The organism is Acinetobacter pittii ANC 4050, from assembly GCF_000399685.1.
GTDB lineage: Bacteria > Pseudomonadota > Gammaproteobacteria > Pseudomonadales > Moraxellaceae > Acinetobacter > Acinetobacter pittii_E.
Genome location: NZ_KB976987.1, coordinates 2,727,613 through 2,747,473 on the forward strand (window position 1 = coordinate 2,727,613; position 19,861 = coordinate 2,747,473).

Annotated in this window: 22 protein-coding genes and 1 pseudogene; 8 read left to right on the forward strand and 15 right to left on the reverse strand. The window is 39.5% G+C overall.

Annotation, left to right across the window (positions count from 1 at the left end; all coding sequences use genetic code 11):
- Positions 1-597, forward strand: a complete 597-nt coding sequence (coaE, locus tag F931_RS16550; RefSeq protein WP_016142378.1) for a dephospho-CoA kinase — start codon at positions 1-3, stop codon at positions 595-597.
- Here coaE and F931_RS16555 read toward each other — a convergent pair.
- The 4 genes from F931_RS16555 to F931_RS16570 form a co-directional block, all read right to left on the reverse strand.
- Complete coding sequence (locus F931_RS16555; RefSeq protein WP_016142379.1) at positions 594-1,508, reverse strand: DMT family transporter; 915 nt, start codon at positions 1,506-1,508, stop codon at positions 594-596. The two genes, coaE and F931_RS16555, sit on opposite strands and share 4 nt — an antisense overlap.
- Before the next feature lie 35 nt (positions 1,509-1,543).
- A complete protein-coding gene (gene rlmB, locus F931_RS16560) occupies positions 1,544-2,293 on the reverse strand; it encodes a 23S rRNA (guanosine(2251)-2'-O)-methyltransferase RlmB (protein WP_016142380.1) in 750 nt (249 codons plus the stop codon).
- Positions 2,294-2,395: 102 nt separating this feature from the next.
- Positions 2,396-2,722, reverse strand: coding sequence for a pyrimidine/purine nucleoside phosphorylase (locus tag F931_RS16565; protein ID WP_004795031.1), 327 nt, complete (start codon positions 2,720-2,722; stop codon positions 2,396-2,398).
- Positions 2,723-2,798: 76 nt separating this feature from the next.
- The gene (locus F931_RS16570; protein WP_016142381.1) at positions 2,799-4,109 is read right to left on the reverse strand and encodes a tetratricopeptide repeat protein; all 1,311 of its coding nucleotides are present in this window, start codon (positions 4,107-4,109) and stop codon (positions 2,799-2,801) included.
- A 114-nt stretch (positions 4,110-4,223) separates the two neighbouring features.
- Here F931_RS16570 and recN point away from each other — a divergent pair, with 114 nt between their 5' ends.
- The 3 genes from recN (at position 4,224) to ruvX (ending at position 7,011) form a co-directional block, all read left to right on the forward strand.
- Complete coding sequence (gene recN, locus F931_RS16575) at positions 4,224-5,891, forward strand: DNA repair protein RecN (RefSeq protein ID WP_016142382.1); 1,668 nt, start codon at positions 4,224-4,226, stop codon at positions 5,889-5,891.
- A 125-nt stretch (positions 5,892-6,016) separates the two neighbouring features.
- The gene (locus F931_RS16580; RefSeq protein WP_003654562.1) at positions 6,017-6,571 is read left to right on the forward strand and encodes a YqgE/AlgH family protein; all 555 of its coding nucleotides are present in this window, start codon (positions 6,017-6,019) and stop codon (positions 6,569-6,571) included.
- Positions 6,571-7,011: a Holliday junction resolvase RuvX gene (gene ruvX, locus F931_RS16585; RefSeq protein ID WP_016142383.1), complete on the forward strand. Its 441-nt coding sequence runs from the start codon at positions 6,571-6,573 to the stop codon at positions 7,009-7,011. Before F931_RS16580 ends, ruvX begins: the two co-directional genes overlap by 1 nt.
- Positions 7,012-7,056: 45 nt before the next feature.
- Here the strand turns inward: ruvX and ydhJ are convergent, their stop codons facing one another.
- The 4 genes and pseudogenes from ydhJ to F931_RS22225 form a co-directional block, all read right to left on the reverse strand.
- Positions 7,057-8,058, reverse strand: a complete 1,002-nt coding sequence (gene ydhJ / locus F931_RS16590) for an HlyD family secretion protein (RefSeq protein WP_016142384.1) — start codon at positions 8,056-8,058, stop codon at positions 7,057-7,059.
- Positions 8,059-8,097: 39 nt separating this feature from the next.
- Positions 8,098-8,304, reverse strand: coding sequence for a DUF1656 domain-containing protein (locus F931_RS16595; protein ID WP_016142385.1), 207 nt, complete (start codon positions 8,302-8,304; stop codon positions 8,098-8,100).
- Entirely contained in the window at positions 8,297-10,396 is a 2,100-nt protein-coding gene (locus F931_RS16600; RefSeq protein ID WP_016142386.1) for an FUSC family protein, read from the reverse strand. The genes F931_RS16595 and F931_RS16600 overlap by 8 nt, the downstream gene beginning before the upstream one ends.
- A pseudogene (locus F931_RS22225) lies at positions 10,387-10,518 on the reverse strand (hypothetical protein). Before F931_RS22225 ends, F931_RS16600 begins: the two are co-directional and overlap by 10 nt.
- Positions 10,519-10,885: 367 nt before the next feature.
- Between F931_RS22225 and F931_RS16605 the strand changes: the two are divergent.
- A complete protein-coding gene (locus tag F931_RS16605; protein ID WP_016142387.1) occupies positions 10,886-11,659 on the forward strand; it encodes an IclR family transcriptional regulator in 774 nt (257 codons plus the stop codon).
- 194 nt (positions 11,660-11,853) lie between these two features.
- Here the strand turns inward: F931_RS16605 and F931_RS16610 are convergent, their stop codons facing one another.
- The 6 genes from F931_RS16610 to F931_RS16635 all read right to left on the reverse strand — a co-directional run bounded on the left by F931_RS16610 (position 11,854) and on the right by F931_RS16635 (position 17,528).
- Complete coding sequence (locus F931_RS16610) at positions 11,854-12,465, reverse strand: alpha-ketoglutarate-dependent dioxygenase AlkB family protein (RefSeq protein WP_016142388.1); 612 nt, start codon at positions 12,463-12,465, stop codon at positions 11,854-11,856.
- On the reverse strand, positions 12,462-13,316 hold the full coding sequence (locus F931_RS16615) for a methylated-DNA--[protein]-cysteine S-methyltransferase (protein ID WP_016142389.1): 855 nt from the start codon (positions 13,314-13,316) through the stop codon (positions 12,462-12,464). The genes F931_RS16610 and F931_RS16615 overlap by 4 nt, the downstream gene beginning before the upstream one ends.
- 126 nt (positions 13,317-13,442) lie before the next feature.
- Positions 13,443-14,030 (reverse strand): CDP-diacylglycerol--glycerol-3-phosphate 3-phosphatidyltransferase, encoded by a 588-nt coding sequence (gene pgsA / locus F931_RS16620; protein WP_016142390.1) that lies wholly within the window; start codon positions 14,028-14,030, stop codon positions 13,443-13,445.
- Positions 14,031-14,148: 118 nt separating this feature from the next.
- Positions 14,149-14,943 (reverse strand): thioesterase family protein, encoded by a 795-nt coding sequence (locus tag F931_RS16625; RefSeq protein ID WP_016142391.1) that lies wholly within the window; start codon positions 14,941-14,943, stop codon positions 14,149-14,151.
- 121 nt (positions 14,944-15,064) lie between these two features.
- Positions 15,065-16,864 carry an excinuclease ABC subunit UvrC gene (gene uvrC / locus F931_RS16630; RefSeq protein WP_031945556.1) on the reverse strand — a complete coding sequence of 600 codons (1,800 nt, stop codon included), beginning with the start codon at positions 16,862-16,864 and terminating at the stop codon, positions 15,065-15,067.
- 133 nt (positions 16,865-16,997) lie between these two features.
- Positions 16,998-17,528, reverse strand: a complete 531-nt coding sequence (locus tag F931_RS16635) for a CHAP domain-containing protein (protein ID WP_016142393.1) — start codon at positions 17,526-17,528, stop codon at positions 16,998-17,000.
- A gap of 139 nt (positions 17,529-17,667) precedes the next feature.
- On the opposite strand from F931_RS16635, the gene F931_RS16640 reads away from it, so the two are divergent.
- Positions 17,668-18,039: a hypothetical protein gene (locus F931_RS16640; protein ID WP_016142394.1), complete on the forward strand. Its 372-nt coding sequence runs from the start codon at positions 17,668-17,670 to the stop codon at positions 18,037-18,039.
- A gap of 33 nt (positions 18,040-18,072) precedes the next feature.
- Positions 18,073-18,309: a hypothetical protein gene (locus F931_RS16645; protein WP_016142395.1), complete on the forward strand. Its 237-nt coding sequence runs from the start codon at positions 18,073-18,075 to the stop codon at positions 18,307-18,309.
- A gap of 76 nt (positions 18,310-18,385) precedes the next feature.
- Here F931_RS16645 and lpxO read toward each other — a convergent pair whose 3' ends face one another.
- Positions 18,386-19,300, reverse strand: a complete 915-nt coding sequence (gene lpxO, locus F931_RS16650) for a lipid A hydroxylase LpxO (RefSeq protein ID WP_016142396.1) — start codon at positions 19,298-19,300, stop codon at positions 18,386-18,388.
- A gap of 306 nt (positions 19,301-19,606) precedes the next feature.
- On the opposite strand from lpxO, the gene F931_RS22230 reads away from it, so the two are divergent.
- On the forward strand, positions 19,607-19,723 hold the full coding sequence (locus tag F931_RS22230) for a hypothetical protein (RefSeq protein WP_080649741.1): 117 nt from the start codon (positions 19,607-19,609) through the stop codon (positions 19,721-19,723).
- The last annotated feature ends 138 nt before the right edge of the window (positions 19,724-19,861 follow it).

Genomic DNA, 19,861 nt, shown 5'->3' on the forward strand with positions numbered 1-19,861 from the left:
ATGGCTTTTATTCTGGGAATCACAGGTGGAATTGGCAGTGGAAAATCTGCAGCAACACAATGGTTTGAGTCCCAAGGAATCCAAGTCGTCGATGCCGACATCGTTGCTCGCGAAGTGGTTGAAAAAGGCCAACCTGCCCTTCAACAAATTCAACAAACTTTTGGAGATTGGGTGCTTCAATCCGACGGTAATCTAGACCGCCGTGCCCTACGTGAATATATTTTTCAAAATCCTGAAGCAAGACAGACCCTTGAGAAAATCACACATCCAGCCATTCGCCAATCTATTATTCAACAGCTACAAAACCCTAAAAGCCCGTATGTGATTTTAGTTTCACCCCTACTTTTTGAAACCAACCAGCATGAGCTGGTTAACCACACCTTATTAGTTGATGCGAGTGAACAAACTCAAATTCAGCGTGCAAGCCAACGCGATGGGCAAAACCAAGAACAAATTCAGAAAATTATTGCCGCACAAATGCCACGTGAGCGCAAACGTGAACTTGCCAATGACATTGTGTTTAATGACGGACTACTCGAGCATTTATATCAGCAATTAGAGCCTTTACATCAAAGCTATTTGAAACGTACAAACTAATCTTGCTTATTTTGCTGCTGAATCTTTTGCGCCAAGCTATCTTGTCGAAACCAGCGCCAAGGTTGTAAGGCACCAATTCCCATTCCGACCAAGCCCACAACAATCGATGGGCTTAATGACTCGCCAAGTAAAGGGACAGCTAAAATGGCAGCAATAAACGGTGCTAAAGTAACAATACTTCCTGTTTTGAAAGCACCAAGTCTTTGGATAGCTGCAACATAGGTTAATGTCGCAATAATCACGACAAATACACCGTGGAAAATGCCTTGTATCGCTAGATGAACAGGACTGACTTCCATGAAATGTTTAGGTAAAAATAAAGCATAGATGGGTAAGTAAATAATTGCAGACCAAATCGCTACACTTGCCATAGAGTGCCATGCGGAAAGTTTCCACTGTTTAAGTAATACAGTAAAAATGCCCCACCAAATCGCACTAATAAAAAGAAGTAAATCCCCCACGCCAAAAGCAGAAGCATTACCTTGCAACATTAAAACACTCATGAGAGCCAAGGCAGTGATCATAATGGCTAGACTAATCCATGTATGTTTATCAAATGGTTGCCTAAATAAAATGTATGCCGCAATTGCAGTACAAATAGGAATACAACCATTTAAAAAAATTGCAGCGTGCGCAGCAGGCGCGTAGAGAAACGCTGTGTAGACGGTAAGACAATAAATGACCCCGCCAATGAGCGCCAAAATAACGGCGTGCTTACTCCATAAAAAAGCGAGATCTTTCTTATAGATCAGAATAGGCATCAAAATTAGGAAAGCAATAGCAAAGCGCAGTGCAGCAATGTCCCAGGCACTGATGTGCCACTGTGCATTTAAACGGGCAAAAAGTGTAAACCCGCCCCAAATGCACATGGTCACCAATACAAAAAAATAACCTTGCTTACGGGGAGACATATCAAGACTGCTTAGAAACTAGAAAGGCAGCTAGATTATACCTCAGAACGCTGACGACAAGCCTCATAAAGTGCCATACCCGTTGCCACGCTCACATTGAGGCTTTGTAAATTTCCAGACATCGGAATATAAACTTTATGGTCACACTGTGCCTGTGTAATTGGGCGCAAACCTGTATCTTCGGCTCCCATAACAATCACAACTGGGCCCGCGAAATCACATTTTTGAATTGGCATTGCACTTTCATCAAGCATTGTACCAATCACACGCGTATGAGTCGTTTCTTTGAGATGGGCTAATGTACGAGCCAAGTTTGTGACTTGAATGAATTTAACTTTTTCGGCTCCACCCGCTGCAACTTTACGCGCTGTGGGAGTTAAGCTTGCCGAACGATCACGAGGCACAATCACTGCTTGCACGCCCATTGCAGCGGCTGTACGAATGCAGGCCCCTAAGTTATGCGGGTCTGTCACCTGATCTAATGCCAATAACAATGCATCTGGGGTTTCAGCTAAAATCTGATCTAGATCTTTTTCATTTAAAGTCGGATGCGGACGTACTGCTGCAACTACACCTTGATGAAATGGTAGACCTGCAAGCTTTTCGAGACTATCACGGCTTGCTTTTTGTACACTGATTCCAAAAGGCTCTGCCAATTGCAAAATCTTTTGCAAACGCTGGTCATCCCGTCCTTTTAAAGTAAACAGGGTTAGCACACGTTCCGGCTCAAGTTCTAACAATGACTCCACTGAATGAACGCCATAATAATATTCCGGTTTTGCCATGCATGACCTCTAACAACGTTTGAGCAAAAAAATAAAAATCCTGCAAAGCCAACTTCACAGGATTTCTTTGGGCATAGTGTACCCGATTTGAATAGGAATTTCTTAGCCTTCTAAATGGCACACATAATCGAGGACTTCATCAGTTTCGATTTTAAAAAGACTATTACCAGGCACATAAAATGATTGGCCTGCACGGAACAACTCACTTTCAGTGCTGTCCGCAATTGTTACGCGACATTCGCCTGAAATAATTTCCATACGCTCAGGAACATGCGTCTCAAAAGTTAAAGCCTGCTCAGTCGGCAAAATAACACCTAATGTTTTTTTAGTTCCATCTTCAAATTGCACGGTATGGCTAATACAAGCTCCGCCAAAATAAACGTTTGATTTTTTGATGACCGTTACATGATCAAATTGGGTTGAACTCATGCACACTCTCCAGATAATGCCGTATTTATATAAATTATGATGAATGTAGTTTAATTGTGCCTAAATAACTAATCAATCAGTTTTCATACGGATAGACTTGTAATTTCCACTGCTCTGCCTGAATTTTTTTGGCAAAAGCATGAGGTAAGTTAATCTCAATATTTCGACTAGTAGACACAATTGCATCGTATCTGCAAACTTCGACCTGATTTTCATCTAGGAGTACCCAACACACTCTTTGCGCGGTTGGATGAGCAACTGCTGTAGCAATTACCGGTGAACCGTCATTCATCCCTACATGAAAACTTTCACTGTCGTTTTGCATTAACGCCAGATCATAAGCTGGAAAATCGATAGCCCCCGGATCAAATTGCTGACTGTCGTGTATCAGCACACTTTGTTTTAAAGTCGGCCAAATACAGTAACGCAAATAATGCTGATCCATCACCCGATTATCCAGATAACGTCCGGTGGCAACATAATCTCTGATATGTGCTTCAATATTATGAAAAATCCCCGTACATCCGCCCCACATTCCAGCCAAAACTAACTCAGTATGAGAATAATTATCTCGCATTAAGTGAAACCACTTATCACTTTTGAGCCATGCATCTACAGCCGCTTTTTCACGATACGACACAATAGAGTCGGCATCACGTATCAAAAAGCACTTAATTGTCGGATCATCCATCACCAAAAAGCGCCAAAACAGGCCAGATAGTTGTTTCTGAGAATCTGTAACTTGGATGACTTGTGCGCCCTTCTCTTTTAAGCGTTGTTGTACGAGTACTGGCACACTTTCATCGACATAAAATCGACATGTCCATTCTGGATAAATCTGTTTGGCAAGCTGAGTATTTAAAATAGAGGTTTCACAATAACGAGGGTTCGCTCCAAATAATGAAAAAGCAATAATATTCTCTTGAGGATTTGTACTGAACTCAGGTGGTGCATGATCAGGAATAGACAGAATAGGTTCACTCTTCGCTAATTCCTTTTTAGTTGCAATTGCCAAGCGCCCAAATTTAATCGTTTCTTCTTTTTTATTTAAATGGTGGCAAACTTCTGTAAGTCCATCATATAAGTTTGTATTTACGTTAGCTCCACTGGCCTGAATCGCTTGTAAATAATGTTGATAGGCATCGTTATAACGGCCTAAGCGTAATTCGGTATAAGCTAAATCTGACAAGGCACCTGGATGCTTAGGAACTAAGCTAACAGCTTGTTTAACATGTTGATAAGCTTTGGCATAATTCCCTTGTGCTGCGGCTTGTTTAAATGCATTAAAATGCTGATTTAAAATTTTATTCATTTCCGCAGGGTTGTTTTTTTTATGGCGGTTCATCATCCCTATTGGTGGTTTCGGTAAGCTTAATGTTTTTTTCATTGTAAATATCCGCAATCTTGCTGTTCTATAATTTCAGTTAGAATAATAGATCACTTGTAGCAAATTCAAAACTTCTCTATCTTTAACCCATAATTTGGCGCGTTGGATGCGTTTATGCTCACACATTTAACTTTAATTAATTTTGCATTAGCTGATCATTTGGCTATTGATATAGAACAAGGATTTAATGTTCTAACAGGCGAAACAGGTGCCGGAAAATCATTATTACTGGATGCACTCTCTGCCTGCCTCGGGGAACGTACAGATACAAATTATGTCCGTTATGGTTCGGACAAAGCGGATATTACCGCTGTTTTTACCTATCAAAATAATAGTCCTGAAGCAAAATGGCTCCAAGACCACGAGCTAGATGATGATTCTGGGGAAATTCATTTACGTCGTGTTATTTTTGCAACTGGACGCAGTAAAGCTTGGGTCAATGGACGTCCAAGTAGCCTATCTGAACTTAAAGAGTTAGGACGTTTGCTGGTTCAACTCTATAGTCAGCATAGTCAGCAACAGCTTCTTGAACCGCCTTATCCAAAGCATTGGTTAGACCGTTATAACAATTTTTATGCTGAAGCGAATGATGTACGTGAAGCCTATAGCACATGGCAACGTACCATTCGTTTGCACCAAGCGGCTCTAGATGCACAAGCAACTCGTCTACAACGCATTGGTACTTTAGAACATCAAATTGAAGAACTCGAAGAGGTCATTCAAACCGACTATAAAGAAATTGAGCAAGAGTTTGATAGGCTAAGTCATCATGAACATATCATGCAAGACTGTAGCTATAGCTTAAATGTTTTAGATGAAGCTGAGCAGAATATTACTCAAGAAATGTCATCAATCATTCGCCGTCTAGAATCTCACGCGGGGCGTAGCGAACAACTTTCTGAGATTTATAATTCTTTACTCAATGCTCAAAGTGAAATAGATGATGCAACAGCAAACTTGCGTCAATTTATTGATCGTCAAAGCTTTGACCCTGAACGAATGGAAGAACTTAACTCTAAACTTGAAGTTTTCCATCGTTTGGCTCGTAAATACCGCACTCAACCGGAAACACTCAAAGAAGAATATGAAGCTTGGCAGAGTGAGCTTGAGCAACTACATCAGCTTGAAGACCCAGAAACATTAGCAGAACAAGTTGAAAAGTCGCATGAAGAGTTCTTAGAGAAAGCTCAGCATTTAGACCATATTCGTCGTGAAGCTGCTGCTCCGCTTGCTAAACAATTAACTGAACAGGTTAAACCTTTAGCACTACCGGAGGCACACTTCGAGTTTAAGTTTGAGCCATTAGAGCAACCTACCGCTGAAGGCTTAAGTTTTATTCAACTTCTATTTACGGCCAACAAAGGTATTCCACCACAACCACTAGCACGTGTCGCTTCAGGTGGTGAACTTTCACGTATTGCATTAGTTATGCAAGTCATGAATGCCGAAAAAACCGAAGCAGAAGTGTTGGTGTTTGATGAAATTGATGTCGGGATTAGTGGTGGAACCGCAGAAGTTGTGGGACGTTTACTTGCTGATTTAGCCCAACATGTTCAGCTCTTATGTATTACGCACCAAGCACAAGTTGCAGCACAGTCCGATCAGCATTTATTAGTGAAGAAACAACAAACTGACCCAGCCAGCAGTACAATTGTGGAACTAGACGAAAATCAAATCATTTTCGAGTTAGCACGTATGTCAGGCGGTGTTGAAATTAATGAAACAACCTTGCAACATGCAAAACAATTACGCCAACTTAAATTTCAGGCTTCTTCAAATTAATAAAGAAAATGAGTGAAAAAGATTGGCGAAATCCGATTAACTCTTGTATGTTGATAAAAAGAACCTATATAGATAAAAGGGTCGAGAGGCCCTCTAATGACATTTTTTGAGGGAGAACCGCTTAGGTGACCAAACAATATCTGACTCACCGTTGTCTGATTGCCCCGCCAGAAATGGCAGATGACTTTTTTGCAAACACTGTAATTTATCTTGCCCGTCATGATGAAGAAGGTGCTCAAGGCATTATTATTAATCGTCCTTCCGGTATCCAAATTAAAGAATTACTCAATGATCTCGACATTGAAGCAGACAATGTAAACCCACATGCGGTTTTACAAGGTGGCCCATTACGTCCCGAAGCTGGATTTGTTCTTCATACCGGACAACCAACATGGCATTCATCTATTGCTGTAGGTGAAAATGTTTGTATTACCACCAGTAAAGATATTCTGGATGCGATTGCCCATAATGAAGGTGTCGGTCGATATCAGATTGCTTTAGGCTATGCGAGTTGGAGCAAAAATCAGTTAGAAGATGAGATTACGCGTGGTGACTGGCTCATTTGTGATGCCGATATGGACCTAATTTTTAACCTGCCTTACGATGACCGTTGGGATGCAGCTTATAAAAAAATCGGTGTAGATCGTGCGTGGTTAGCTTCTGAAATCGGACACGCTTAATGACCGAGACACCATCAAAATCGATTATGGCTTTTGACTTTGGTACTCAAAAAATGGGAATGGCGATTGGCCAGTCTTCAATTGAAAGTGCCAATCCCCTCCCTCTTTTTGTGATGAAAGATGGTATTCCAAACTGGGATCAGCTATTAAAAATCGTGAAAGAATGGCAACCTGATTTATTTTTGGTGGGTTTGCCTTTAAATATGGATGATAGCGAGTCAGAGCTTTCTACACGTGCCCGCAAATTTGCAAGACGTTTACGCCATCAAACCAACATAGAAACATTGATGGTAGATGAGCGCTTAACTACACGTGAAGCACGAGAAGAACTAGGCTTCTACCAAGAGCAAGGTCGAGCCAAAAAACTCTCGGCAGATAGTTTTGCAGCAGCATTGCTCATCCAGAGTTGGTATCGAAATCCGGTCGGTTTAACACCGTAAAAATAAAAAAAGGAAGGCTAAAGCCTTCCTTTTCTACTTCTCTTTTTATTTCTCGATAATATGTACAGTTGCCGTACGTCCAGAGACGAAAGCAAGCTGGTTTTTCGGTGTTTCATCTAATACGATTTTCACAGGCACACGCTGCGCTAAACGAACCCAGCTAAACGTTGGGTTTACATTAGCAAGAAGTTTAGAGCTGCTTGAGCGCTCACGGTCTTCAATACCCGATGCAATACCTTGTACATGGCCTTTAATTTTCTGGCTATCACCCATTAACTGTACACTGGCCTGATCACCAACATGAATACGGTTTAATTTCGTCTCTTCAAAATAACCCACCACATAGAGTTGTTTACGGTCAAGTAGGGCTGCAACAGCCTGTCCGACCTGAACATAGTTACCTGGGCGCATATCAAAGTTAGATAAAGTGCCATCAGCTGGGGCAATCACCGCAGCACGATGCATATTAAGCTCGGCCAAATGCAAATTACTCGTAGCCGCCTCAATGAGAGCCTGTTGTTGTTTAACAGTTGCTTCTGCTTGCTGAATGGCAGCTTGGAGTTGCTCATGTTCAGCATGGGATTGATCACGTGTTGCGAAAACTTGATCTTGTTCTTGTTTAGAAATGGCGCCATCCATAAGATTTGAATAGCGGCTTGCGTTTTTCTCGGCTAATTTAATATTCGTATCAGATTTAATCAGGTTCGCTTTTGCTTGTGCTAAACCAGCTTGCGCTTGGGCAAAGGCTGCTTTTGCTTTTGCTAAATCAGATTTTGCCTGTTCTACATCTAAAGCTCGGCGGGAAACATCGATTTTAAAGAGCACCTGACCTTTTTTCACAGTCTGGTTATCTTGAACCAATACTTCTGTAACAAGCCCTGCGACATCCGAAGATACTTGAATAACATCACCACGAACACGACCGTCGCGTGTCCACGGCGCCGCATTATAGTAATTCCATAAATGCACAATGGTATAGACCGCCACCATTAATGCGACAATCAAAATTACTGGACGGATGACTTTTTTCAAATCCACCTGATTCATTTCACTCACCTAACTCAATCTTTAATTTCGCAAACATCTCTACGCACCGACCCCAACAAAAATTTGATGTATTACCAAAAGCAGTAACAGGTAAAAACACAAATTGAAAATACTAGGTAAAGCAATCCAGCCTTTTGCAATCAACTTGTTTGTCAAAGGGCTTAACCCACGGAAACAGATATATGCCAAGAGTGCTTGAACGAGCAAAGAAGGCACATAAATACCATAAATATTAAACTCACCCATTTGCTGGGGCTCCTCTCAGGGTGCTGTTTTCACTCATTTGATCTGATGAAACATGACACATGCTATAAGCAATATTGTTCAGTGAAATGAGTAATCTTTGTCGCATAGTCATATCTTCAACATTTGAAGCAAGTTGTTTTAATTCAAATAACGCTCGGTAGATTTTCTCTACTAAAGCTGTTGTATCGTTTCTGTCATTTTCTTTCGCTCTAAACAGCTCATCCAGATTTTGTTGCAAATCACCAATATGCTGAGTGAGTTCGGATGTTTGAGGGAACTGATTAGCTAACTCTTGCAGTCGGCTTAAATCGACAATACTACTTGACTCAATCAATGCTTGTTGAATTGAGGTTTTAATCTCGTTGGACTGCACCATTTTGCTGTTTAGAATCCCAATTCGATCCAGCATACTGCGTAGATGAACTTTAAAATCTAGGCCATACGGTAGATAAATCGCTTGTCGCATGGCACGATAATGCAACGCTAAAATACGGCTTGCACTCGTGTCTGGTGACATGGCACGAACAACGTCAATGACAATCAAAGACACTAAAACACCTAAGATCATGGCGAATGAACTATCAAGATAAGAAACCGCATCCATGCTATAAGCATTGTGCAAGTTTAGTCCCATCATAGTATTAATACCCAATACCATACCTACCGGCATCAGCATTTGGTTGGCCATCATCGACACTGCGAATAAGAACATTGGCAACAAAACCAGTCCAAGTTCCCAAAATGTGGTGACATGCGGGAAAATACCAAATGCATAAACGAAGACTAAAACTGCTGAAGCAATACTGCCCCAGATAAAAATACGCAAAACTGGCACGGGGTTATCTAAGGCCGTTAAAATACAGGCCGTTACTGCACCCATTTGTGCCATCATAAATCCAGCTTTCCACCCCGACACAATCCAAACACCAGTCACAATAAAAGTAATAAGGACTGCACTAATACCGCCGCGTATCGCCACACCATGGTCACGGTGTAAACTTGGATATTTGGTGGTCATTGGAGTGATGTTGTCAGGAATTTCTTTATTACCTTGCTGAATTCGCTGCCACAAAACTTTAACGGCTAACACATTGCTAATGAAATGGCGCACATCCATTTTCATAGCTGCAACCAAAACTTGTTGATGTGTAGAAGCCGACTCCATCAAACTTGTGAAATCGCTTTCAAACTCAGCAGGCAACTGCAAAATATTTTCATCAACAATCAGATCTTTTTGTTCTAAAAACTGAACAACATGAGCTGAAAGCTGCTGCAATTTCTCTGCATGAGTCTCGATAAACTGAAGTTCTTGAAGCTGCTTAATACGCTCAGATAAAGCGACCAGATTAGCCACCACCATTGAGATTTGATGAAGCATTTCTTGCAATGGTTTGGTCATACCATGCAGTTCGCCCTTTTCATAGCTCAAATGCACTGCTAAGGCATGAATATCGGTGGTGTCACGAGTGATGGCAGCCAGAAGCTGAGTATTGTTTTGCTGCGAATCTGTAGTGAATAAATTAGCAAACAGATTTTCTGTATCTTTGAGGGTTTTGATCACCCGCTGTTTAATTGCCGAGCCAATATGCATTGGAAGAATCGTGGCAGACACCACGGCGCTTGAAATTACCCCAATCGAGATTTCTATGACCCGAGCTAAAGCAATATCAAATATATTGTATTGATCAATATAGGTAATTGCATTGAAGACGATCATGGCTGTCGAATAACCCGCCAGCATAAAAGCATAACTACGTGGAGTACGGTCAAGTAACGACACATAAAGCGCGAATCCCACCCACAACGACAACACCACGGTAAATATCCAAGGTGTATTAATTAGATGTGGCGTTAACGTTAAGGCAATTACAGCCCCACCAATCGTCCCTACCACTCGGTAGACACATTTAGAGGACACCATTCCTGAATATGGATTGGCAATAATCAGGACTGTACCAATCGACCACATCGGGTTAATTAGATCTAATTCAAAAGAAACAAATAGTGCCAACATTCCGGCAATAAATGTTTTTAAGGCAAAGATCAGATCAAGCCTACTCGGGCGGAACGCCAGTATTTGCTTTAATAACATGAACTCATCTCAAATACAGATTTGAACTGATGAGCATGCCCTTCAATGTTTGATTGCCTTTCTAAAGACAACACAACTTTGCCATTTGCTTAAAAGCAAATGATATGAGGAGCATCCTTCAATACAATGATTTTTCCACATCTCGCCTGATTGGCCGAGATGATTTTAGTTTGGGCGCTATTTAAACGGCCAAGCTTTGGAAAGAAGAGGTATCAAGAAACCTGCCCAGAACAGACCAATTTCTCGATTAGATATTTTGTTTGGCAATTTTTTCAAAATAAAGTGATTTAGTCAACTAAAATATCTCTATTTGATAATTTGATATATTTTTTAATTATCGTATATGATGTATAAGCCCAGAGAAGTTTTCTCTTTGTCAGAGTAAAATACTCACATCAAGCATTTATTTTAGAATTGAGACAAATCTTCTTTTTTTCTGTTATAAAAACTCAAAGATGACTCGTTGTTAAAGGATACGAACAAGACACTATGGCAATTTCAAGTTTTGGCAAAATTTTAACTGTACTGGACCTATTTTCGGTTTCGCGTCCAATCATTAATGTCGATATTATTTGCGAAGAACTTGGCTTGTCCAAACCAACGAGTTACCGTTACCTCAAAGAGCTAGTATCGGCTGATCTATTAAAGCGTATTAATGGGACCTCTGGCGATTATACCTTAGGCTCAAAAATTGCAGTTCTTGACTATATCTCTAGAACAACCGACCCACTGGTTCAGATCAGCACACCGTTTATGCGAAATATTGTAGAACGTACCGAACTGTGCTGTTTGCTTACTTATTTAAATGATGACTATTGCATTGACATACATCATGAAATATTTAAAGACACTGAATTACTTTCATATGGCCGAGGTTGCCCAAGACCGATTTACGTCGGATCATCTCCAAAAACAATGGTTTCGCATTTAAGTAAACAACGAATGCAGGACTACTACCATCGTTACCAGCAAGAATTAAAACAATCAGGCTTTGCTGAAGATGAACCAAGCTTTATTCAACGTATGCGTAAAATTAAAAAACAAGGGTTCTATTTCTCACAAGGTGAGATTGACCCGAATGTTTCAGGCCTTGCCGTTCCTGTTAGATTTTCAACCAAAGAAGTGCCTTTAGCTTTGACTCTAGTTGCTTCTAAAAATCGTTTTGATTTTTTAAATGTTGAAAAGCTCATTGAAATTTTGCAAGAAAATGCAGCACTTATTGAACAACGTTTTATGGAATTATCTGAAAAAGGTGAAATCTAAAACCCCATCTTATGATAATTTAAACTTTTCTTACACTTTAAAACATTGAATATATCACAATATTCTCATATTATGATTTTAGCTCTTATTGGTGATTCTTTTCATCAGCAGCTCATCAATAGAAGCATCCCCCTCAGAGGAATAAGCTCATGCTGCCATCATGGGCTTTTTTCTTGCCCGCTTTTTAAGGAAGGCTATAAAAACTGAAATTGCCGAAAAGTAAGGTTAATACGCGGTTGTAAAATCTTTGTTGAGCGATTTAAACGGTGTTGCCAATATTGTTGAGTCTCACCACGCATCACAATGAGTTGGCCTGACTGTAGCCACAATTCAACTTTCTCTTTACTTTGAATATGTCTAAAAGAAAATTTACGGGTAGCACCAAAGCTTAAAGAGGCGATTGTGGTTGTTCTTGCCAAAGACACATCTGAATCACTATGCCAAGCCATTCCTTGAGTCCCATCTTCATAAAGATTTGCCAAACAAGAATTAAATTTTTCTGAAAGTATTTGCTCTACTTGTTGTTTTAGTTTGGCAAGTGCTTTGTCCCACGGCAAGGAATCACGTGCGACACCCGAATATTTATATTGATAATAATCATCTCCATACCATGCAACTTTTCGAGCTGTAATAAAGTGCTTGCCATACAACTTAGCCTCGTCATGTTTCCACGCGAGGTGTTGATAAAGATAGTGAAAATATTGTTCAGCTTCTTCAGGGCTTAAAATACACCCATAATCCTGAACTTCACCATCGTAGGGTAATAAATTCTCGCAAGGCTCTGGAGAAAATAAATCCAAGGTCATACGGTCTCTCCATGTTGCTTTGACATCTCCCAAGCTAACAATGCCAATTTACGCCCCTTTTGCCAATGATATTCTCCGACCATTCCTGTTGCGCGGATCACTCGATGGCAAGGAATCAAATATGCAATCGGATTTTGTCCAATTGCGGTAGCAACGGCTCTAACTGCTTTAGGCTTGCCAATTTGCTCTGCAATATCTTGGTAAGTCCGAAGTTGCCCTTCTGGAATGGTGAGCAAAGCTTCCCATACTTGTAGCTGAAATGGGGTTCCAGCCAAATTAAGTGGAAGTTTTTGCTGTAAGTGTTCTGAAAAATCCTGTTCAAACCACTTTGCAATTTGTTGATGCCAAATCGGTGACTGATTTTTTAATTGAGCTTTCGGAAAAGACTGTTGAATGAGATTTTCAATATTCTCGTGAGTTTCGATAAATCGAATAGAACATATGCCTTTTTCACTACTGACCACCAACAACTCACCAAATGGGCTTGTCTCAACCGAATAATTAAGAATAACGCCTTCGCCCTGCTGTTTATACTCACCGGGTGTCATCCCTTCAAGCTGAATAAACAGATCATGTAAACGACCAGTACCAGATAAACCCGTATTTAACGCAGTTTCTAATAAACTCCGTTGTTGCAACAGATAATATTTGGCCTGCTGCAAACTCATATATTGAACGAATTTTTTAGGGCTGATCCCTACCCATTCCTGAAACTGACGTTGGATATAACCTGAACTTAAATTCATATGACTCGCAACATCGTCCAGACTGGGTTGCTGGTCCAGATGTTCATATAAATATTCAATTACAGTGGCAATTACAGCAAATTGCCGAGAAGAAAGCATTTGCATGTGTCACCTCCTTAGCACTTATATCTTACATTAAAGTAGCCAAAGTCTTGTGACGACCCGATTCTTGCACTCTTCAAAAATAAAAAAGCCTTTCATTGTAGAAAGGCTTCATCATTCAATATGCACTTAAGGTTGCTTTAAATAAGGCCAAGCTGCTTTGAGATAAATAAACATAGACCATAAAGTTAAAATGACCGCTGTATATAACAAAGCATAGGCAAGCATTTCTAAAGGTTCCCAATTGAGCAAGAACACACTAATGGCAATCATCTGAAAGGCTGTTTTATATTTACCTACAGTCGATACTGCCACACTGGTGCGTGCACCCAGTTCAGCCATCCATTCACGTAAAGCAGAAACTGTAATTTCTCGCGAAATAATCACAATTGCTGCAAAAGCCATTGAAATGGTTGGGTTCCACTGTACTAAAACAATCAGTGCAGCCGCCACCATGAGCTTATCTGCAACTGGATCTAAGAAACGGCCAAATGCTGAAGTCTGGTTTAAAGTTCGTGCCAAATAGCCATCAAACCAATCGGTAATAGCAGCAAACACAAAAATAGCCGTCAAGATAATATGACGACTCATACTTCCTTCGTGCTCACCAATACCCATTGCAGGCGGCCAATACGCAATCACCAAAAATACAGGAATAAGCGCGATACGCGCCAACGTTAGGATATTTGGGATATTCAGGATTCGCCCTGTGGTCATAAACACCGCCAATTAAGTCTTCAAGCATCTTGTAACAGACAAAAATACTTTCTTCAATATTGTATCTATCTGTAACAGCCACTTTATACGAAATATATGAATCGAGGAAGTGGACTGCTCAAGTAAATACCGTAACAGTTTGCCGTAAAATTGCAATTAAATGATCATTTTGGTCCCAAAGATGGGCAGCTTCTGTGGAATAACCTTCACCTGCATATTCAGTTACCACTTTATATTTAAACCAGTCATACAATTGATGTTGGAACGGATGGACATAGGTAATGTGCCAAGTTAAAGAACTTGCAGGAGCAACTTGCTTAAACATCGGCAATACACCAGGTGGCCAAATATCCATCAAAACAATTAAATCTGGCAAGGTCATTTGACGATTTTCGTGCTTCTCAGGAGAGAACCTTGACCATCCTCCAAAGTCAGCATACTGACTTCCTGTAACAGGATAGTGACCTTCTGCCCAGCATACATCAAAATGTTGATAGCATTCTGGCATTTGTCTAGCAAAAGGAATAGGTTGTAAATCTTCTGGTGGTGCATAAACTGGAACTCTAGGTTCTTGCCGCACATTAATAGTCGATGCACGAGGTACACCAAAGCTTGCCACCAAAATGGTTTGTACCGCCCCATCTTGCCATAAACGAGTTTCAAGCGTAGTGACCGACTTTCCTTCCCTTAAAATTTCAATAGTCAATTGAGCAGGCCCCTGCTGTACAGGCCCCACAAAAGTAATACTACAGCTTAATAATCTTTTATTTGGATCTTGAATATTGCAGCAGGCTTTTTGCATGAGTAATCCAGCGACAAGACCACCAAAAACGGTTCGCCCTTGTAACCACCCTTCAGGTATTTCAATCCATTCCTTTTGTTTTATTTCTTCAAATAATTGCAGTAATGACATTCACTTCCCTAAAGCACTCTGACTCTTGATGAAACATCTTTCATCATTTTAAAGGGAATGTGAATGGTCATTCTTCTACTTATATACCAACTATTTGGTCACTCAGCATAGAAACGTATCTTTATTCATGCAGAATTTTATAAATCGTTCTCGCCATCATCTCACCAAAACCGGGCACAAGAGTGAGCTCTTTTTCAGATGCTTTTAAAACACCTTGAATCCCACCAAAATGAGTTAATAAATCTCGACGACGCTTTGGTCCTAATCCTGGAATTGCTTCCAAAACTGAGGTACTACGGCGTTTATCACGTTTAGCACGATGTTTAGTAATCGCAAAACGATGGGCCTCATCACGCACCTGTTGAATTAAATGCAATGCCTTATGGTCTTCCGGTAACTGGATTTTGGTGCCATCAGTAAAATGTAAAGTTTCAAGTCCAGGTTTACGCCCTTCACCTTTGGATACACCGACCATAAAAGCATCTAGTCCAAGCTCTTGCATAACTTCCATTGCCATATGGAGTTGACCTTTACCACCATCAATCAACAGCAAATCAGGCAATATGGCCTTTTTATAACGGCGTGTTAAAGCTTGTCGCATAGCAGCATAGTCATCGCCTGCTGTAATATCTTGAATCGCAAATTGGCGGTAGTCACGCTTACGTGCGCCGCCTTGATCAAACACGACACATGACGCAATTGGAGCTTCACCCATGGTGTGACTAATATCAAAACATTCAATACGATCGACAGGTCTCCCCACCACTTGCTCTAACTGATGGAAACGTTCATTAAGTTCTAAATGATTACTCAACTGCCCTTTAATGGCATGTTGAACGTTCATTTCAGCTAACTCTAGCCACTCAGCACGAGTTTCTCGAACATTACTCTTAATCTGAACTTTTTTCCCAAACTGCTGCGCCAGTGCTTCTTCTAATTCTTTACAGTCAGGCAAAGCAATATTTACGATGAGCTCATTAGGTACTTCATCTGCAACCTGAAAGTAAAAGTTCGCTATAAAGTCACTCAGCATTTGCCCAAGATCATCACCCAGCATGTCAGGGAAATAACTTTTCCCCCCTAGCATTCGCCCATTACGTACATACATAATTTGCACGCATGTCACGCCTGCTTGATATGCAATTGCCAGAATATCTGCTTCGCCTTTGACCTTAAATACGGCTTGTTGCGCTTGCACTTCACGTAATAAAGATAAACGATCACGGTAAAAAACAGCTTTTTCAAATTCGAGCTCAGCCGCCGCTTGTTCCATTTTGGCAATGAGCTCTTGATTAAGCTCTTTGGTATCACCTTGCAAAAAGCGAATACTATTATTAACGTCTTCTTTATAATCTTCGGGCGAAATCAGACCTACACAAGGAGCTGAACACCGCTTGATCTGGTATTGCAAACATGGGCGCTTGCGCTGTGAGAAATAGCTATTTTCACACTGACGTACATTAAAAAGTTTTTGCAAAACCAGTAATGTATCACGTGCACTATAAGCACTTGGATAAGGCCCAAAAAACTTACCAATTTGGTGCTTCCCTTTGCCGCGACCACTAGCAAGCCGAGGATAAGGCTTATCGGCCGATACAAAAATATAGACATATGACTTATCGTCCCGCAGCATAATGTTATACGGCGGGCGATGTTGTTTAATTAAGTTTTGTTCTAGGAGTAAAGCTTCAGTTTCTGAACGAGTAACCAAAGTTTCAATATCATAAATTCGTGCAACTAAAGCTTGCGTTTTAGGATGCTCAATCTTTTTAACAAAATAACTCGACACCCGATTTTTTAGGTTTTTTGCTTTGCCGACATATAACAATTCACCCTCCTTCCCTAGCATTTTGTAAACACCTGGAAGTTGGGTCAAGTTGGCTAAAATTTTTTCAATATGGGGACGAGCGTTTTGATTCACTATTGGCATGCATGGCTTAATACTGAATACCTAATGTGATGTTTTCACTTCTACTTTTCAAGTGCTTTACTGTGCCAGAACATAAATTTGGAAACGGTTTTGGATATGACCCGACAGTCTGTGTCGTACTTGCTTAAGAATCGAGACGATAGTAGCTATATTTCACGTCTTTTTCTTTATAGACCGCATAGGTTTTTTGACGAAAATCTGAGAACCAACCATTCCCTGTATAACCCGCAATATGACCATATGTGTGGCCACTTGTTCGCTCAATAATATAAATATCGCCTTCTTGAGGACGATTAAAAGCAGGTTTAATTTTCTTATAACCGTTCTTCTCAAGCGTATGTCCCCAGTCGGAAGCAGCTACAGGATGCTTAGACACATCTGCGCCCGCTGCTTGTAGAGCAATACGAATATTTTTGGCGCATTTCTCTTTACTATGATTGGCAGATATACTTTCAAGCTTACTTGAGAACTTATGCAAATTAATATTTTGATCTTCAGATTTATGATTTTTGCTTTTAGATCGTTTAGATTTTTCAGGCTTCGAAGCTGCTTTGCTTAACATCGCTTTAGTTTTTAAATCACCTTGAGAACTGTTCTCTTTTCTCACTTTGATATAGTGAACATATGCATGAGCTGCGTGATGAGCATGAGCCATTTTAAAACCTACTTCCGCTAACCAGTCTTCGAAAAAACCGCGCCATTGTAGAATCAAAATTGCTTATTGGCTTTTAATAGTTGTAACAAATTGCCAGCACTGTGAAATGAGTCACAAAATTTAATAAAGGTTAATTTCTATGAATAATAAAGAATTTGTCAAAGAACTTATAAATACTGTTTCAGATGAATATATCGATACTTATCAACAGATTTATTCATCTACCTTAATCGATAATAAAATTAAAAAAGATCCCTACTGGTTTGATGCTCTCACTTTTTATCAATCTTTATCTCAAAAAGATAAGGAAACCTTATTTAAAATTATTAAACAGACTACTATTGATAGTACAAGTACGATTTTAGGGATTATTGATGGTCCTGTGAGTTTAAATCAGATCTCTGGTGACTTTACACTGACATATACAGAAAATGAGAAGACAATAATTTTAAATGGAGATCTACAAGATGAATTCCTTACCCAAATAACAGAAAGAAACAGCTCACAATGATATATAAGGAATTATAACGAGGGAGATATAGTTATGAGATTAAAACAAAAAATTATTTATAAAAACTCAAAAAACGAGAAAATCAAATCAATACTAGAACCTTGGGCAGAAGAATATAATATTGAATCAAATTCTGAAGTAGAGATTATTGTTGAAGGCGATATAGAAAAAGGATATTTAATAATTGAATCAGAGATAGATCGTGTTGTCATCTATAGTTGGCAAGGAAGTCTTATTCAAGTTTTCAAAAATGGTAAACTTATTGACTAATCATTTTATTAATAATCTATTCCTTATAACAAGCTATTTTAGCTCAAAATAAAAAACGCCCTTTCGGGCGCTTTAATTAAAATACGTATGGTCGAACAAAAATCAGGAAGAAAATTCCAAGCATCAAGAACCATTTCAAGAAGTAATACAACTTACGGTTTTTAGCTTTTAAAGCCTTGGCTTTAATACGAATTTGATAGACATAACCAAAAGCTTTATTTAAACCGCCTGTTTGGTCACCTGTCTCATTCGGTGAACTTGCCGCAGTCATGACTTTGCGACCAAACCAATGGTTGAAACGTTCCATCCATTTCACTTTCATTGGACGTTCAACGTCTGCAAAGAAAATAATGCGGTTTTGATCGGTCTTATTTTCAGCATAGTGAATATAAGTTTCATCAAACACGACACTTTGACCATCACGCCAAGAGTATCTTTCACCATCGACATCAATAAAACAACGATCGTCATTTGGTGTAATTAAACCCAAGTGATAACGTAGTGAACCTGCATATGGGTCGCGGTGTCTTACCAAACGACTGTCAGGTGCAAGTTCAGTAAACATTGCTGCTTTAATCGTCGGCAATGTTTTCAGAAGTGCTGTGGTTTTTGGGCAAAGCTCAGCAGCAGACGGATGACTCGATTCGTACCATTTAAGGTAAAAACGCTTCCAACCTGTTTTAAAGAACGAGTTAAAACCTAAGTCATTGTAAGTACTTGAGGCTTTAATCCCACCTTGGTCGTATAAAGCTTTCGCTTCATCACGAATCATTTCCCAATTTTCATCCAGCACTTTTAAATCTTTAAAATGCTGTGTGTCGATATAAGGTTGATTCGGCACCTTTGAAAAGATGTACATTAAAAAGTTAATCGGTGCGAGCAAGGTTGAATGGTCAAAAAATTGACGATAAAACGAGTGACGCACTTTGCCGCGATGTTGGATATACAATGCTGATATCACAAAAATCGCTAATATGATCCACTTAATCATATTGCTACTCTTTCAAAAGATTAGGGGCAACTTCACCTTATATTTAAGGAGAGAGAAACCGGAAGTTTATTTAATTGGCGCAAATTTTAACAAAATTGACTTAGAAAAAGCGAATGTAAAAAAATTAAGTCAAATAATAGACAGCGCTGTTGTAATAAAAATTTTAAATATAGTGTATTTTTCCATAAATTTAAGGAAGTTAAAATTTATTACTATTATTACTGTTATTTACAGATGATCCCACTAACAATTGACATTTTTGACAAAAAATTAACTTTTAAAACTTATTCGTTTTTATATAAAAAATTGATAATTCCAATGCTTTATAAAGAAAAAGTTAAATTAAAACAAATGTCTTTCGTTATTAGCTATCTTTATGATTTCTTTTATGCATTTCATATAGATGAATTGAATAATAAATAAGATGACCCTTGCGTCACGGCTTGATACAACTTGTCAGGTTTTTTTTAGATATAGTTATCGTAAGATTAGCGAAGCATAAATGTGTACCTAAGATGTGCACACGCTTCATAACATCAACTTAGAAGTCCTCCAAAACTA